The sequence below is a fragment of the Streptomyces sp. NPDC014995 genome, from assembly GCF_043080745.1.
GTDB lineage: Bacteria > Actinomycetota > Actinomycetes > Streptomycetales > Streptomycetaceae > Streptomyces.
In genome coordinates this window covers 41,447-56,532 of record NZ_JBIBVX010000024.1, presented here as the reverse complement: position 1 = coordinate 56,532, position 15,086 = coordinate 41,447, and the positions used below count along the sequence as shown (strand labels likewise).

General features: G+C 72.3%; 14 protein-coding genes. 6 read left to right on the top strand and 8 right to left on the bottom strand.

From position 1 onward, the window contains the following. Nucleotides 1–54 precede the first annotated feature (54 nt). From ACF1A1_RS35920 to mce, 3 genes are all read right to left on the bottom strand, one after another. On the bottom strand, nt 55–990 hold the full coding sequence (locus ACF1A1_RS35920; RefSeq protein WP_392005861.1) for a cellulose-binding protein: 936 nt from the start codon (nt 988–990) through the stop codon (nt 55–57). Between the two features lie 182 nt (nt 991–1,172). Beyond that, a complete protein-coding gene (gene scy / locus ACF1A1_RS35915; protein ID WP_392005859.1) occupies nt 1,173–5,087 on the bottom strand; it encodes a polarized growth protein Scy in 3,915 nt (1,304 codons plus the stop codon). A 233-nt stretch (nt 5,088–5,320) separates the two neighbouring features. Continuing rightward, nucleotides 5,321–5,761 (bottom strand): methylmalonyl-CoA epimerase, encoded by a 441-nt coding sequence (gene mce / locus ACF1A1_RS35910; RefSeq protein ID WP_392005857.1) that lies wholly within the window; start codon nt 5,759–5,761, stop codon nt 5,321–5,323. 150 nt (nt 5,762–5,911) lie between these two features. Here mce and ACF1A1_RS35905 point away from each other — a divergent pair, with 150 nt between their 5' ends. Beyond that, nucleotides 5,912–7,114 carry an acetyl-CoA C-acetyltransferase gene (locus ACF1A1_RS35905; RefSeq protein ID WP_392005855.1) on the top strand — a complete coding sequence of 401 codons (1,203 nt, stop codon included), beginning with the start codon at nt 5,912–5,914 and terminating at the stop codon, nt 7,112–7,114. Between the two features lie 45 nt (nt 7,115–7,159). Next, nucleotides 7,160–8,116: a methylmalonyl Co-A mutase-associated GTPase MeaB gene (gene meaB / locus ACF1A1_RS35900; protein ID WP_392005967.1), complete on the top strand. Its 957-nt coding sequence runs from the start codon at nt 7,160–7,162 to the stop codon at nt 8,114–8,116. Between the two features lie 259 nt (nt 8,117–8,375). Here meaB and ACF1A1_RS35895 read toward each other — a convergent pair whose 3' ends face one another. After that, nucleotides 8,376–8,996, bottom strand: coding sequence for a PepSY domain-containing protein (locus tag ACF1A1_RS35895; RefSeq protein WP_392005853.1), 621 nt, complete (start codon nt 8,994–8,996; stop codon nt 8,376–8,378). Nucleotides 8,997–9,140: 144 nt separating this feature from the next. On the opposite strand from ACF1A1_RS35895, the gene ACF1A1_RS35890 reads away from it, so the two are divergent. Next, on the top strand, nt 9,141–9,809 hold the full coding sequence (locus tag ACF1A1_RS35890; RefSeq protein ID WP_392005851.1) for a response regulator transcription factor: 669 nt from the start codon (nt 9,141–9,143) through the stop codon (nt 9,807–9,809). Further along, the gene (locus ACF1A1_RS35885; protein ID WP_392005849.1) at nt 9,806–11,299 is read left to right on the top strand and encodes a sensor histidine kinase; all 1,494 of its coding nucleotides are present in this window, start codon (nt 9,806–9,808) and stop codon (nt 11,297–11,299) included. Before ACF1A1_RS35890 ends, ACF1A1_RS35885 begins: the two co-directional genes overlap by 4 nt. Here the strand turns inward: ACF1A1_RS35885 and ACF1A1_RS35880 are convergent. The 4 genes from ACF1A1_RS35880 to ACF1A1_RS35865 all read right to left on the bottom strand — a co-directional run bounded on the left by ACF1A1_RS35880 (nt 11,296) and on the right by ACF1A1_RS35865 (nt 13,947). Further along, nucleotides 11,296–11,772 (bottom strand): MarR family winged helix-turn-helix transcriptional regulator, encoded by a 477-nt coding sequence (locus tag ACF1A1_RS35880; RefSeq protein WP_392005847.1) that lies wholly within the window; start codon nt 11,770–11,772, stop codon nt 11,296–11,298. The genes ACF1A1_RS35885 and ACF1A1_RS35880 overlap by 4 nt on opposite strands. A 96-nt stretch (nt 11,773–11,868) precedes the next feature. Next, nucleotides 11,869–12,666, bottom strand: a complete 798-nt coding sequence (locus ACF1A1_RS35875) for an AIM24 family protein (protein ID WP_392005845.1) — start codon at nt 12,664–12,666, stop codon at nt 11,869–11,871. Then, nucleotides 12,663–13,313, bottom strand: a complete 651-nt coding sequence (locus tag ACF1A1_RS35870) for an AIM24 family protein (RefSeq protein ID WP_392005843.1) — start codon at nt 13,311–13,313, stop codon at nt 12,663–12,665. Before ACF1A1_RS35870 ends, ACF1A1_RS35875 begins: the two co-directional genes overlap by 4 nt. A 1-nt stretch (nt 13,314) precedes the next feature. Beyond that, the gene (locus tag ACF1A1_RS35865) at nt 13,315–13,947 is read right to left on the bottom strand and encodes an AIM24 family protein (RefSeq protein WP_392005965.1); all 633 of its coding nucleotides are present in this window, start codon (nt 13,945–13,947) and stop codon (nt 13,315–13,317) included. 222 nt (nt 13,948–14,169) lie between these two features. Between ACF1A1_RS35865 and ACF1A1_RS35860 the strand changes: the two genes are divergently transcribed. Together ACF1A1_RS35860 and ACF1A1_RS35855 are read left to right on the top strand one after the other, a co-directional pair. After that, on the top strand, nt 14,170–14,517 hold the full coding sequence (locus tag ACF1A1_RS35860) for a DUF3817 domain-containing protein (protein ID WP_392005841.1): 348 nt from the start codon (nt 14,170–14,172) through the stop codon (nt 14,515–14,517). After that, nucleotides 14,514–14,816: an MTH1187 family thiamine-binding protein gene (locus ACF1A1_RS35855; RefSeq protein WP_392005839.1), complete on the top strand. Its 303-nt coding sequence runs from the start codon at nt 14,514–14,516 to the stop codon at nt 14,814–14,816. The genes ACF1A1_RS35860 and ACF1A1_RS35855 overlap by 4 nt, the downstream gene beginning before the upstream one ends. The last annotated feature ends 270 nt before the right edge of the window (nt 14,817–15,086 follow it).

The window sequence follows — 15,086 nt, the reverse complement described above, 5'->3', positions numbered from 1 at the left end:
GCCACCTCAGTGGCAGAGGGCTCCGCAGGTTTTCAGCCGCTGTACGACCCGGTGTTACCGGGCCTGCTGGGCCGGGACGCCCCGGGAGATCGGCTCGTCGTCGGCCGGGGAGCCGGCGGCGGCCACCGCGGCACCCGTGAGCGTGGCGAGCATCTCGCGGACGTTCGTCAGCTGGGCGTTGATCGAGTCGCGGCGGTTGGTGAGGGCCGCGAGCTCGCGCTCGGATTCCGAACGGATGCGGTCGGCCTTGGCGTTGGCGTCGGCCACGATGTCCTCGGCCTGGCGCTGCGCCGTCTCGACGGTCTGGCGGGCGCGGCGCTCGGCGTCCGTGCGCAGCTTCTCCGCCTCCAGGCGCAGCTGCTCCGCGCGGTGCTCGATCTCCGCGAGCCGCTTCTCCGCCTTGGCCTGACGGGACGCCAGGTCGCGCTCGGACTGCTCGCGGCGCTTGGCGAGGTTCGTCTCGAAGTCGGCGGCGGCCTGCGCGGCCTTGGCGCGGGTCTCCTCGAAGAGGGCGTCGGCCTCCTCGCGCTTGGACTGCGCGTCCTTCTGGGCCTCGGCGCGCAGCTGCGAGGCGTCACTCTTGGCCTTCTCGACGATCCGGACGCCCTCGTCCTCCGCCTTGGCCTTGCGCTCCGCGGCGAACGATTCCGCGTCGTTGCGCACCTGCTGCGCCGCCGACTCGGCGAGCTCACGGTGCTGCTCGGCCGCGCGACGGGCCTCCTCGCGCAGATCCTTGGCCTCTTCCTCGGCGAGGCGGAGGATCTTCTCGACACGCGCGCCGAGACCGGCGTACGACGGCTCGGCGTCGCTGACGGCGGCCTGGGCGTTCTGCGTCTCGAGGTGGAGCTCCTCGATGCGCTTTTCCAGAGCGGTGATGCGGGCGAGAGCGCTGTCACGGTCGGAGACGAGCTTGGAGATTCGTTCGTCCACCTGAGCGCGGTCGTATCCACGCCGCACAAGCTCGAAGCCGTAGGGGGAAGTGTCGCTCATGGGGTTCCTGTCGAATGAGACCGGTGAGGTGATAGGGGAATCCTAGGGGCCGAAGCGGTGTGTCATCGAGCGGATACGTGTTTGATCTGGAGATTGACACCCCTTTTGGGTGGCTAACCCGTGGGCGACTTGCCAAAAACTTGGTCAAAGGCCCCAGACAACAACGGAAACCGGCCGATGAGCTAGCCCTCCGAGGACTTGCCACCCGTACGAGGGGCTCCCACCGTCGCGCCCGCCTTGACGCCCCCGTCCTTCCCGGACGACGGCGCCTCGAAGGACTCCAATGCCTCCAGCACGTCCTGGACCCGGGAGATCTCCGCGTTGATGTCCTCGCGGCGGCGGACCAGCACCTCCAGTTCGCGTTTGCCCTCCTCGACCGTGCGCCGGGCCTCGCGGATCGCCTCGGCCTTGAGCTCCTCGGCCTCCTTGATCAGCGCGGACTTCTTCTGCTCGGCCTCCTTGAGCAGCCCCTCGGCCTTCTTCACGGCGGCGATCCGGACCTTGCCCGCCTCCGAGTTGGCCTCCGAGACCAGCTCCTTGGCCTTGGCCTGCGCCTTGGCGAGCTGCTCCTCGGCGGCCTTGATGAGCGCGTCGCAGCGGTCCCCGGTCGACTTCATCGTCTCGGCGGCCTCGCGGCGCGCCCGCTCGTGCAACTCCTCGATCTCGGAGGTGATGCGGTCGCGCAGCTCCTCCGCCCGCTCCCTGATGGCGGTCGCGTCCCGGCGGGCGCCGACGAGCAGTTCGTCCGCGTCCGTACGGGCCTTCTCCACCCGCGTGTTGCCCTCGACGGTCGCCTCGGCGACGAGCCGCTCGGCCTCCTTGCGGGCCGCGCCGACCATCGTGTCGGCCTGCGCCTCCGCCTCCGCGGTGGCCTTCAGCGCCTGCTGCTGCGCCTCGGTGAGCAGCTTGTCCGCCTCGGCGGTGGTCTCCGTGATGAGCGTGTCGACCTGTTCGGCCGCCTCCGAGCGCCGCTTGTTGGCCTCCTTGCGGGCCTCGTCCAGCGTCCGGTCGGCCTCCTCGCGGGCGACGCTCATCATCCGGTCGGCCTCCGCCGCCGCCTCCGCCTTGACCCGTTCGGCCTCGACCCGGATGCGCTCGGCGTGTTGCCGTGCCGAACCGACCGTCTCGGCGGCCTCGGCCCGCAGCCGCTCCGCGTCGCCACTGGCGTCCGTGATCAGCTTCTCGGCCTTGGCGACCGACTCGGTCCGCAGCCGCTCGGCCTCCTCGATCGCCTCGGTGCGCACCCGCTCGGCCTCCGCGACCGTCTCGGACTGCAGGCGCTCGGCCTCGGCGATGGTCTCCGTCTGCAGGCGCTCCGCCTCGGCACGCGCCTCCGTGATGAGGGTGTCCGCCTGCGTCGCCGCGTCCGACCGGATGCGGTTGGCGTCGTCACGGGCGTCCGCCCGGGTGCGTGCCGCCGCCTGGTCGGCCTCCGCGAGGGCGTCGGACGCCTCGGTCCGCACCCGCTGGGCGTGCGCGGCCGACTCGGAGCGCAGCTGCTCCGCCTCCGCGATCGCGTCGCCGACGGTCCGCTCGGCCAGCGCCCGCGCGGCCTCCGACTCCTCGCTCGCCTCGCGCCGCAGCCGGCTCGCGTCCTCGGCGGCCCGCTCCCGCTCGGCGTAGGCGTCGGCGCGGACCCGGTCCGCCTCCTCCTCGGCCTCCCGCCGCGTACGGTCCGCCGCGTGCTCGGCGGCACTGCGCAGCCCGGTGATCTCCTCCTGGGCCTGCTCGTGCAGCCCGGCCACGGAGTCCCGCACCTGCTGGGCGTGGAGCTCGGCCGCCGACACCATCTCGGTGGCGCGCCGGTCGGCCTCCTCCACCAGACGTACGGCCTCGGCCTGCGCGTCCTCCACGCGCCTGCGCGCCGACGCCAGCAGCTCCTCGCTCTGCTCGCGGGCCCGCTCCCGCTCCTGGTCGGCCTCCTGACGGGCCGCGCCGAGCAGTTCCTCGGCCTCGCGGCGGCGCCGGGCGGCCTCCTCCTGGGCGGCGGCCAGCGTCTCGGTCGCCTCGGTCGCCAGCCGCTCGGCGGCGGCCTGCGCCTCCGCGCGCACCCGGTCCGCGGTGTCCTGGGCCTCCGACTTCAGCCGCTCCGCCTCGGCCGCGGCCTCCGAGCGCAGCCGTACGGCGACGGCCTCGCCCTCGGCCCGCGAGGCGGACGCGTCGGCGGCGGCCTCGGTGCGCAGCCGCTCGGCCTCCGCCTCGGCCTGCTGCTGGAGCGAACGGATCCGCTCCGCGGACTCCGCGCGCAGCCGCTCGGTCTCCTCGGCGGCCTCGCGACGGATCCGCGCGGCCTCCTCCCGGGCGTCGGTCAGCGCCTGCTCGGCGGCGGCGAGCCGCCCCTCCGCCTCCGTGTGCAGCCGGGTCAGTTCCCCGGCGGCCTCCGCCTGCCGGGCCTCGACCGCCCGCTCGGTCTCCTCGCGCAGTGCGAGCGCGGCCCGCTCGGCGTCGGTCCGGATCGTCTCGGCCTGCTCGACGACCTCGTCCCGGTGGCGCTCGGCCTCCTTGCGGGTGCGCTCCAGCGTCTCCTCGGCCTGCCGGCGCAGCGTGGTGGCCCGCTCGATGGCCTCCGTGCGGACCTTCTCGCTGTCCGCGGTGGCCTTCTGGCGCAGCTCGTCCGCGTCGGCCTTGGCCTTGGACAGCAGCTCCTCGGCGGTCTTGGCCGCCTCCTCGATCTGCTGGACGGCCTCCCTGCGGGCCTCCGCGCGGATCTTCTCGCCCTCGGCGACCGCGTCGGCACGCAGCTGTTCGGCGTCGCCGCGCAGCCGACGGGCCTCCTCCTGCAGCTCGACCGTCTTGGCGCGGTACTCCTTGGTGTCGTCCTTCGCCGCGCCCTTGAGCTGTTCGGCGATGTCGTGCGCCTCGGCGCGCAGCCGGTCCGCCTCGGCCTCGGCCTCCCGGCGGATGCGCTCGGCCTCCTCGGCGGCGGCCCGGGTGGTGCGCTGCGCGTCCTCCTGCGCCTTGTTGAGGACGTCCTCGGCGGTCTTGGCCGCCTTCGACAGCTGGGTCGCGCTCTCCTCGGCGGTGAGCGTGCGGGCCTTCTCGGCGGCCTCGGCGAGGAGCTTCTCCGCCTCGGCGCGGGCGTCCGCGACGAGCTGCTCGGCGTCCGCCTTGGTGGCTTCGGCCTCCTTGGTGGCCTCGCTGACCAGCCGGGCGACCTGCTCCTTCGCCGTACGGGTGCGCTGCTCGTTGGCCGACTCGGCGCTCTGCAGCGCCTTCTCGGCGGCCGCCTTGGCCTCGGCGACGAGCTTCTCCGCCTCGGTGCGGGCCTCGCGCAGTGCCGCGTCGGCCTCCGCGATGCGCTGCTCGGCGGTCCGGCTCAGTTCCTGCGCCTGCCGGCGGGCCGCGTCCGACTCGGACGCCGTGGAGGTCCGCAGCTGCTCGGCGTGGTCGGTGGCCTCCTGGGCCTGGGTGGAGGCGGCGTTCAGCAGGCGCTCGGCGTCCGTGCGGGCACGGCGCAGGAGCTGCTCGGCCTCCGCGCGGGCCGCCTCGGCCTCGCTCTGCAGCCGCTGCCGGGCCTCCGTGGCCAGCCGCTCCGCCTCGGCGCGCGCGGCCGCCAGGGCCTGCTCGGCCTCGGCACGCGACTCCTCGAGGAGGCGGCGGGCCTGGGACTCGGTCCGGGCGCGCAGCTGCTCGGCCCACGCCACGTTCTCGTTGACGTGCGACTCGACGGTCTGCCGGCGCTCCGCCAGCTCCTGGTCCAGCTGCTGCCGGCGGGCCACCGCCTCCGCGTGCAGCTCCGCCTGGAGGCGGGCCGCCTGCTCGGCGTGCTCCTGGAGGATGCGCTGGGTCTGCGCCCGCGCCTGGCTCAGCTCGCGCTCGGCGTCGGCGCGGATCTGGTCCGCCTGCACCTGCGCGGTGCGCAGCAGCTGCTCCGCCTGGTAGCCGATGTCACCGCCGTCGAAGGCGGGCCGGGACATGATGGTGCGCCGCGCCTCGTGCAACTTGGCGCGCAGCACCTCGACCTGGTAGCCGAGGTCCTCGGCGTGCTGGATCGCCTTTTCCCGCTCGGTCTTCAGCCGCTTCATCTCGGCTTCGAACCGAGTGAGGTGGTCGACGTCAGCCGCCGGCTCCCGCTCCTGGCTCTCGTAGCCCCGCACTGCGCGGTCCCATCCGTCCCCTGGTCGCAAGCTTCTCCAACGAGCTCCGTCCATCCGCCGAACGGGGCCCCCGGGGAATGGTGTCAGATCAACGGCGGAGCACGGGCTGCTGCCCCGACGCTCGTCCCCCGAAACCCGGACCCCGGCTGGTCCTGCCGCCGAGACGGCAGGACGTCGGTCGCCCGTCACGAGCGGCGACCGCCCCCAACCCTACCGGCCCCTATGTACGAGGGTCAGTGCTCAGGTGACTCAACAGGCGCCGATGTGACCAGTTCTGTCAGTACGCCATGGCAATCCTTCGGGTGCAGGAAGGTGATTCGTGACCCCATGGAGCCACGTCGCGGCTCTTCGTACAGCACGCGTACGCCCTTGGAGCGGATCTCCGCGGCCTCCCCGTCCACGTCCGCCGTACCGAAAGCGATGTGGTGGACGCCCTCGCCGTTCTTCGCGAGCCACTTCGCGACGGTGGAGTCCTCCCGGGTCGGTTCCAGCAACTGGAGGTACGAGGCGCCGCCGTCGGACGTATCGTTGATCTTGAGCATGGCCTCGCGCACGCCCTGTTCCTCGTTGACCTCGGTGTGGAACACCTCGAAGCCGTACGTGGAGCGGTAGAACTCGACGGTGGCGTCGAGGTCGTGGCAGGCGATCCCGATGTGGTCGATTCGCGTCAGCATGGATTCAGTGCAGCGCTCCGGAGGTGGTTACGCAACGTGCGCGCGATCACACCGACCGCCCGGTGACGGGGCGGAGTACCGCTCAGTACATTCGAAGTAAACCCTCGTTCACTCCTCGGCCCGTGCAGGCCGGTAAGGGGATCGCAGCTCATGTCTGGAACGAACAGCACGACGTCGGTGATCGTCGCGGGCGCTCGGACGCCCATGGGACGGTTGCTCGGCTCGCTGAAGTCCTTCTCCGGAGCCGACCTCGGCGGCTTCGCCATCAAGGCCGCCCTCGACCGTGCGGGGATCGGTGGCGACCAGGTGCAGTACGTCATCATGGGGCAGGTGCTCCAGGCGGGCGCCGGCCAGATCCCGGCCCGCCAGGCCGCCGTCAAGGCCGGCATCCCGATGAACGTCCCGGCGCTCACCGTCAACAAGGTGTGTCTGTCGGGCCTCGACGCGATCGCGCTGGCCGACCAGTTGATCCGCGCGGGTGAGTTCGACGTGGTCGTCGCGGGTGGCCAGGAGTCCATGACCAACGCCCCGCACCTGCTGCCGAAGTCCCGTGAGGGCTTCAAGTACGGCGCGGTCGAGATGCTCGACGCCATGGCGTACGACGGTCTGACCGACTCCTTCGAGGGCGTCGCCATGGGCGAGTCGACGGAGAAGCACAACACGCGCCTCGGCATCGCCCGTCCCGAGCAGGACGAGTTCGCCGCCCTGTCCCACCAGCGGGCCGCCGCCGCGCAGAAGAACGGGCTGTTCGAGGCCGAGATCACCCCGGTCGAGATCCCGCAGCGCAAGGGCGAGCCGGTCGTCTTCAGCAAGGACGAGGGCATCCGTCCGGAGACCACCGCCGAGTCGCTCGGCAAGCTGCGTCCGGCCTTCGCCAAGGACGGCACGATCACCGCGGGCTCGGCCTCGCAGATCTCCGACGGCGCGGCGGCCGTGGTCGTGATGAGCAAGGCCAAGGCGCAGGAGCTGGGCCTGGAGTGGATCGCCGAGATCGGCGCCCACGGCAATGTGGCGGGCCCGGACAACTCGCTCCAGTCCCAGCCCTCCAACGCCATCCTGCACGCCCTGAAGAAGGAGGGCCTGGAGGTCTCCGACCTCGACCTCATCGAGATCAACGAGGCCTTCGCCGCCGTCGCGGTCCAGTCAATGAAGGACCTCGGGGTGTCCACGGAAAAGGTGAACGTCAACGGCGGGGCGATCGCCCTGGGCCACCCGATCGGCATGTCCGGCGCCCGGCTGGTGCTGCACCTGGCCCTGGAGCTGAAGCGGCGGGGCGGCGGGGTCGGCGCGGCCGCGCTGTGCGGCGGCGGCGGCCAGGGTGACGCGCTGATCGTGCGGGTACCCAAGGCCTGAGACCCCCGCTCGACCTCTTCTCGTGAACTCGTGAACGGAGCTGTGATGCAGGACGTCTCCTCGCTGGTCGCCCAGGCCAGGGAAGGCCGGCCCCGGGCCGTGGCCCGGCTGATCTCCCTGGTGGAGGGGGCGTCCCCGCAGCTCAGGGAGGTCATGGCGGCTCTGGCCCCGCTGACCGGCAACGCCTACGTGGTGGGTCTGACCGGTTCGCCGGGCGTGGGCAAGTCGACGTCCACCTCGGCCCTGGTGACGGCCTACCGCAAGCAGGGCAGGCGGGTCGGCGTCCTGGCCGTCGACCCGTCGTCGCCGTTCTCCGGCGGCGCCCTGCTCGGCGACCGGGTCCGGATGTCGGAGCACGCCTCCGACCCGGGCGTCTACATCCGCTCGATGGCGACGCGCGGTCACCTCGGCGGCCTCGCCTGGGCCGCCCCGCAGGCGATCCGCGTGCTGGACGCGGCCGGCTGCGACGTGATCCTGGTCGAGACGGTCGGCGTCGGCCAGTCGGAGGTCGAGATCGCCTCCCAGGCCGACACGAGCGTGGTCCTGCTGGCCCCCGGCATGGGTGACGGCATCCAGGCCGCCAAGGCCGGAATCCTGGAGATCGGCGACGTGTACGTCGTCAACAAGGCCGACCGCGACGGCGCCGACGCCACCGCCCGCGAGCTGAACCACATGCTCGGCCTCGGCGAGGCCCGCGGCCCCGGCGACTGGCGGCCGCCGATCGTCAAGACGGTCGCGGCCCGCGCCGAGGGCGTCGACGAGGTCGTCGAGGCGCTGGAGAAGCACCGGGCGTGGATGGAGGAGCACGGCGTCCTCGCCGAGCGCCGCCGGGCCCGCGCCGCCCGCGAGGTCGAGACGATCGCCGTCACGGCCCTGCGGGAACGGATCGGCGACCTGCACGGCGACCGGCGGCTCAGCACCCTGGCCGAGAAGATCGTCGCCGGTGAGCTGGACCCGTACCGGGCGGCGGACGAACTGGTGACGGGGCTCACCGAGGGGTGAATCCCGGAGGGTGAATTCCGAGGGCTGACCCCCCGGGGGGGAATCCCGAGGGGCGTCGGTGTCGGCGGCGCTTCGCCCGCGGCCGGCGCGGTTGGGGTCTCCGGCCCCGGGACGGCGTCCGGCCGGTGGCCGTGGGTTCGCTCGTGCGCGTCGTACGGCCGGGCGCGGCGGCCGTCGCGGACCTGCGGCGGAGCCGCACGGCGATGCGGCTCCGCGTCCTCGCGGCGTGGTCGCTCACGCCCCGCCGGGCGGTGGACGGTCAGTCGTCGTCGCGGTCGTCGCCCGCGCCGTCCGTGCCGTGGTCGTCGTCGGTGTGGTGGCGGTCCGCGGTGACCTTGGTGTCGTTCAGGCCGACGGTCCAGTCGTGCTCCCCGCCCGCGGAGTCGGTGGTCTCCACGTCCCAGCCGCCGGTGCCGTCCTCGTCCAGGTCGACCGAGGTGACGACGCCCTTCGCGGCGGCGGCCCCGGCGGCCTGTGCGGCGGTGACGTCGGCGCCCTTCAGGGCACCGCGCTCGTCGGCGTCGTCGTCGCGATCGGTCTCCGTGCCGAGGATCCGGCCGTCGGCCCGGTCCACGTGGACGGTGTAGGTGGTGGTGCCCTTGCCCAGGATGTCGACCTCCCAGCCGCGGTCGGAGCCGTCGTCGTCGAGGTCGGCGGAGACGGCCGTGCCCGGACGGGACTCCAGGGCGGCGGCGATCGCCTGGGCCGCGGTGAGCTTCGCGCCGTTCGCCGGGGCCTTCGCGGCGTCGGCCCGGGCCCGGGTGTCGCCCACCTCGGCCCGCGCGGCGCCCCGCACGTCGTCGTCCGCGAAGGCGACGGCCGCGCCTGCGCCGATCACGGCGGTCGCGGCGACGGCGGCGATGACGAGCTTGCGCTTCATGAGAGTTCCTCCCGGTCGGTCGATGGCGTCGCTTCGTGGACACGTCGTTCCGTTGCGACGGGAACCACCCTCGCCGACCGGCGCTGAGGGGAACCTGAAGCCACCTGAAGATCACTTCAGCTTCGGTTTGCGACCCTGATGTCCATGCGCCTGTTGATCGTCGAGGACGAGAAGCGACTCGCCCTGTCCCTGGCCAAGGGCCTGACCGCCGAGGGGTACGCCGTGGACGTGGTCCACGACGGCCTGGAGGGCCTGCACCGGGCGAGCGAGTCGCCGTACGACCTGGTCGTCCTCGACATCATGCTGCCCGGCCTGAACGGCTACCGGGTCTGCTCCGCCCTGCGGGCCGCCGGGAACGACGTCCCGATCCTCATGCTCACCGCCAAGGACGGCGAGTACGACGAAGCCGAGGGCCTGGACACGGGCGCGGACGACTACCTGACCAAGCCGTTCTCGTACGTCGTCCTCGTCGCCCGCGTGAAGGCGCTGCTGCGGCGGCGCGGGCGGGGGGCCGGCGCCTCACCCGTGCACGTCCTCGGCGGGCTGAGGGTCGACACGGCCGCCCGCAGGGTGTTCCTGGGGGACGAGGAGGCCGCGCTCACCGCCAAGGAGTTCGCCGTCCTGGAGCACCTCGTGGTACGGGCCGGCGAGGTGGTGTCCAAGGCCGAGATCCTGGAGCACGTCTGGGACTTCGCCTATGAGGGCGATCCCAACATCGTCGAGGTGTACGTGAGCGCGCTGCGCCGCAAGCTGGGCGCCGGACTCATCCGGACGGTGCGCGGCGCCGGGTACCGGCTGGAGGCGGGGCGATGAGGCACCGGCTGGGTTCCGTGCGGGCCAGGGCCACGCTCGGCGCCACCCTCGTCGTCGCGGTCGCGCTGGTCGCCGCCGGTGCGGCCGTCCTGCTGTCGCTCAGGTCCAGCCTGAGCGGTCAGGCGAGCGCGGAGGCGGAGCGCACGGCGCGGGAGGTCGCCGTCCAACTGGCCGCCGGGCAGCCCTACGCCCGGCTGTCCCTGGACGACGACGACCGCCCCGTCCAGGTCGTGACCGAGGACGGGACGCTGGTCGCGGCCACCGAGGACCTCCGGCGGATCAGCGGCGCGGGGACGGAGACGGTCCGGCCGACGGCGGCGCCCAGCACCGCCACGACGGCCCCCGCCGGCCCCTCGGACGACGATGGCGACGACGGTGACGGTGGTGACGGCGACTCGGACGACGGCGCCGACGGGGATGGCGCGGCCGGCTCCGCCCTCCGGCCTGGCGAGATCGGTGAGGACACCTCCTACCGCGACGGCTCCGCCACCATCGACGGCGACACCGCCGACTACCGCTTCGCCTCCGTCCGGGTCGAGACGCAGGACCGCGGCACCCTCACCGTGTACGCCGGCGCGCCCCTGTCCAGCGAGCGCAGCGCCGTCCGCACCGCCCTGACCGTCATGCTGATCGGGTTCCCGCTGCTGCTCGCCGTCGTCGCCGGCGTGACCTGGCTGGTCACCCGGCGGGCGCTGCGGCCGGTGGAGGGGATCCGGCGGGAGATGGCCGCGATCACCGCCTCCACGGACCTGGCCCGGCGGGTGCCCGAGCCGGACGCCCACGACGAGGTCGCCCGGCTCGCCCGGACGACCAACGAGACACTGGCCGCGCTGGAGACCGCCGTGGAGCGGCAGCGCCGCTTCGTCGCCGACGCCTCCCACGAGCTGCGCAGCCCCATCGCGTCCCTGCGCACCCAGCTGGAGGTGGGCGCCGCGCACCCCGAGCTGCTGGACGTGCCGGGCGCCGTCGAGGACACCGTACGGTTGCAGCACCTCGCCGCCGACCTGCTCCTGCTCGCCCGGCTGGACGCGGGGGAGCGGCCCGCGGAGGCGCGGGTGGACCTGGCGGCGCTGGCCCGGGAGGAGACGGCCCACCGGGTGGGGGTCACCGTGGACGCGGAGCCCGTGGAAGTGGCCGGATCGCGGGGGCAACTGCGGCGGGTGCTCGCCAATCTCCTCGACAACGCCCGGCGGCACGCCCGCTCGGCGGTCGCCGTGGCCGTACGGCGGGAGGGGCGGTGGGCCGTCGTCGAGGTCGCCGACGACGGGGACGGCGTCCCGGAGGCGGACCGGGAGCGCGTCTTCGAGCGGTTCGTCCGGCTCGACGACGCGCGCAGCCGGGACGACGGCGGAGCGGGGCTGGGCCTGGCCATCGCCCGCGACGTGGCCGTGCGGCACGGCGGCACGCTCACGGTCCGGGAAACGGCGGCAGGCGGAGCCCTGTTCGAGCTCCGCCTGCCGGTCGCACAGGAACCGCCTGACGCCGGCTAGGGGCGTCCCCGCTGTCCGCGGAGGTGCTCCGCGATGGGCTTCAGGGCCTTGTCGAGTTCCGCCAGGGCCTCCGGGGAGAGGAGGTCGATGAAGTGCCGCCGCACAGAGGCCACATGGTGGGGCGCGACTTTCTTCATCGTCTCCATGCCGTGCTCGGTGAGGACCGCGTACAGGCCGCGACGGTCGGACTCGCAGTTCTCACGGCGCACCAGATGGGCGTTCTCCATGCGGGTGATCTGGTGCGAGAGCCGGCTCTTCGACTGGAGGGTGGCGGACGCGAGATCGCTCATCCGCATTCGTACGTCCTCCGACTCGGAGAGGTTCACCAGGATCTCGTAGTCGTTCATTGTCAGGCCGAACGGCTGCAGGTCCTTTTCGAGCTGGTACGTCAACAGCCTGTTGACCTCCAGGTGGGTGCGCCAGGCGCACTGCTCCGCATCGGTCAGCCAGCGCGTGGCCGTTTCGGTCTCCATGAATGAAGTCTACCTAAAATGTTGAAAGGCGAACTAGTGAGGGGTGGCGTGGTGACGGTGCGCACACGTTCGACGTCACACTCCGCAGACTACCGCTCACAGCCCGAAGCGCCGCTGGAGGTCTCCCAGCTGTCCGGGAAGGCGTGGTGTGCCATTCTGCCCAGCGTGCCCGCCCGGCGCCCCGCCGCCACCGGGCACTCCCGGCTCGTGTGGAACCATCCCCGTGGCCTGCTCGGCCATCAGGGTCTCGGTCGACTGGAGCAGCACCGTGCCGGCTCCGACGAACTCGAACTGGTGCTCCTCTCCGGAGGCCCCGCCCAGGCCTGTCAGGGCACGTAGACCGCCCATGAGGCCTGTCATGTACCCGTGGTCGTAGTGGTGGCACGGGGACGGGCAGTCGGCCCAGCCGACGAGCGCCTGCGGGTCCACCCGGATCGGCGGCTCCATGAACACCACCGGACCGTTTGATGCGGCGACGAACTTTCCGGTTCCGATCAGCGTGAGAAAACCCGGGACGATCGACTGCTTCAGCGACAGACTTGGCTGAAAAGCGAGCAGATTGCCCGAGCGAATGGTCAGATTGCCGTCGTCCAGGTCGTACGAATTCACATCGAAGGCCCGGTCGGCGAGGAGCATCTTGCCCTGGCCCTCGGCCACGACCCAGTCGCTCGCGTGCAGAGGCGAATGGAACGACGTCCGCACCAGACGGTCCAGCCGGCCGTGCCCGATGCCGTTGAAGTCGATCGAGCCGTAGTAGGCGATCATCTTCCCCTTCTGCAGGAACCACTGGCTCCCCTTGAGCTCCACGCAGAAGGTGTACGAGTCGACGTTGTCGTCGACGGGCAGGGTCAGGGGGTCGAAGACGGTGGGGCCGGTGCCCGGGTGGGTGGTCACAGTTTCTCCTCCGACGCCTGGACGTACACCGCTCCGCTGCCGCTGAGCTCCAGCTGGAACGCCTCGCCGGAGCCGCGGCCCACCATGTCCCGCCAGCCGAGGGCCGTCGACAGCTTGTTGCGGACGTCGCCGTGGTGGGCGACGTAGGCCTGCGGGTCGACGTGGACCGGGCGCTGGGGGGTGATGGGGATCTGGAAGACGCCGCCGTGGGCCATCACGGCCACCGCGCCGTGGCCCTTGAGCGTGGTGGTGAACAGGCCCTGGCCGCTGATCTGGCCCCGGACCATGCCCATGACGCCGCCCTGGGAGCCCATGAACATCGTGCCCTGCTGGAGCGTGCCCTCGAAGGCGAGGAGGCGGTCCGCCTCGACGAACAGCGTGTCGCCGGTGAGCTGGATGACCTGGACGTGGTGGCCGCCGTGCCCGAAGAGGACCGTGCCGCTGCCCTCGACGGTCATCAGGGGAGTGTCCTCGTTGGCCAGCCGGCGGCCGATCATCGACATGACGCCGCCCTGGCCGCCCTGCGCGTTCGGAGTGAAGGACACCTCGCCCTTGTAGGCGAGCATCGCGCCGCGCTGACTGAACAGCCGCTGGCCGGGCAGGACGGTCGCCTCGACCATCTTGGTGTTGATCTCACGGAAGGGCATGTCAGACGTCCCCCGCGATCGTGTTCCGCTCGCTCGGCTGCACGTACACCAGGCCGTCCCCCTCGAACCGGATCTGGAAGGCCTCGCCGCCGCCCTCACCCATGAACGTGCGGAACGTCACACCGGACTGGAAGGACTGCCGGACGTCGCCCCGGTGCGCGATGTACGCCCCCGGGTCGACGGTCAGCGGGTACTGCGGGCTGACCCTGAGCACCACCGCCGGTCCGTCCGAGGTGATCGCCGCCTGGCCGTGGCCCTCGACGGTCGTCGTGAACAGCCCGTTGCCCTGGGAGGCGCCGCGCAGGCCCGTGAAGCTCGTCCCCGTCCGCAGCCCCGCGTCCGTCGCGAGCAGGTTGCTCGACTCCACGTACAGCTTGTCCCCCTGAAGATCGACGAGGTTGATCTCCGAGGCGCGATCGGCGAACCAGCACGTCCCCTGCCCCCTCACCTCCATCACGGTCATCTGCTCGCCGGTGAGCCGACGCGTCACCATCCCGCGCAGCCCCTCACCGCCGCCACTGAGCTTCTTGAACGCCATCTGACCGTCGTACGCGACCATCGAGCCGTTCTTCGCCTTCACGGCGTCCCCGGTCATGTCGACGGCGAGCACCTTGCTGCCTTGAAGTCGGAACATCGCCACGCTGCGAAAGGTAGCCTCCGGGCGGCCTCGCCAACAGAGCCCACGGGTGGAGATCGCCCCTGATCACACCCCTAGGGGGTGTCCGCCCACCCTTGTGGCGGCCGTCGCCGGACCCCCTGGCCCGTCCCCGCGCGCCGTTTGCCACAATGGTCGAGCGCTTGTGCGCGCGTTCACAAAGACCGGATCCTCGACGTATCCCCCATCCGAAGGTGACCAGTGGACCTCAAGACAGCCTCCGCCCTCCGCCGCCTCCGCCTGGTCTCCGGCCCCGAGGCCATCTCCTTCCTGCTGCTGCTCGTCTGCTCGGTGCTGAAGCGGACCACGGACTTCAACGCGGTGCCCGTGATGGGCATGGTCCACGGCGTGCTGTTCATCCTGTACGTGATCTTCTGGGCGGACGCCTGGAACCGCACGAGGTGGTCCGTGAAGACCGCCGCCTTCTACTTCGTGCTGTCGGTCCTGCCGACCGGCGGGTTCTTCGCCGACCGCAAGCTGCGCCGCGAGGCCGAGGACGCGGTCATCGCCTCCCGTGCCCGGCGTGAGGGCGTGGTGGAGGCCTCGTGATCGTCGCCTTCTCGGTCACCCCCCTCGGCGTCGGCGAGGACGTGGGGGAGTACGTCGCCGACGCGGTCCGCGTGGTCCGCGAGTCCGGGCTGCCGAACCGCACCGACGCCATGTTCACGTCCATCGAGGGCGAGTGGGACGAGGTCATGGACGTCGTCCGGCGCGCCGTCGCCGCCGTCGAGCGGCGGGCGCCGCGCGTGTCCCTGGTCCTCAAGGCGGACATCCGGCCCGGTGTGACGGACGGTCTGACGTCGAAGGTGGACACGGTCGAGCGGCATCTGGCGTCGCGCGGCGAGTAGCCGGGAGCGGGGAGGCGGCCGGGACGCGGGCGGACACCGCGACCGAAGGGCGGGCGGGAACCTCACCTCGGCCGTTCACCGCGCCGGCGTTTCACCGCGTTGGCCTTGCACCACGCCGGTCGTTGATCACGCCGGCCGTTCACCGTGTTGGCCTTGCGCCGCGCTCGCCTTGCGTCGCGCTCGCCTTGCGTCGCGCTCGCCTTGCGTCGCGCTCGCCTTGCGTCGCGCTCGCCTTGCGTCGCGCTCGCCTTGCGTCGCGCTCGCCTTGCG

What these genes read in the sequence shown, in the direction of transcription:
- ACF1A1_RS35865 (WP_392005965.1), bottom strand. Translation starts at nt 13,947, where the DNA reads ATGTTCCGACTTCAAGGCAGCAAGGTGCTCGCCGTCGACATGACCGGG.
- ACF1A1_RS35920 (WP_392005861.1), bottom strand. Translation starts at nt 990, where the DNA reads ATGAGCGACACTTCCCCCTACGGCTTCGAGCTTGTGCGGCGTGGATAC.
- mce (WP_392005857.1), bottom strand. Translation starts at nt 5,761, where the DNA reads ATGCTGACGCGAATCGACCACATCGGGATCGCCTGCCACGACCTCGAC.
- ACF1A1_RS35890 (WP_392005851.1), top strand. Translation starts at nt 9,141, where the DNA reads ATGCGCCTGTTGATCGTCGAGGACGAGAAGCGACTCGCCCTGTCCCTG.
- ACF1A1_RS35880 (WP_392005847.1), bottom strand. Translation starts at nt 11,772, where the DNA reads ATGGAGACCGAAACGGCCACGCGCTGGCTGACCGATGCGGAGCAGTGC.
- meaB (WP_392005967.1), top strand. Translation starts at nt 7,160, where the DNA reads ATGCAGGACGTCTCCTCGCTGGTCGCCCAGGCCAGGGAAGGCCGGCCC.
- ACF1A1_RS35885 (WP_392005849.1), top strand. Translation starts at nt 9,806, where the DNA reads ATGAGGCACCGGCTGGGTTCCGTGCGGGCCAGGGCCACGCTCGGCGCC.
- ACF1A1_RS35870 (WP_392005843.1), bottom strand. Translation starts at nt 13,313, where the DNA reads ATGCCCTTCCGTGAGATCAACACCAAGATGGTCGAGGCGACCGTCCTG.
- ACF1A1_RS35905 (WP_392005855.1), top strand. Translation starts at nt 5,912, where the DNA reads ATGTCTGGAACGAACAGCACGACGTCGGTGATCGTCGCGGGCGCTCGG.
- ACF1A1_RS35895 (WP_392005853.1), bottom strand. Translation starts at nt 8,996, where the DNA reads ATGAAGCGCAAGCTCGTCATCGCCGCCGTCGCCGCGACCGCCGTGATC.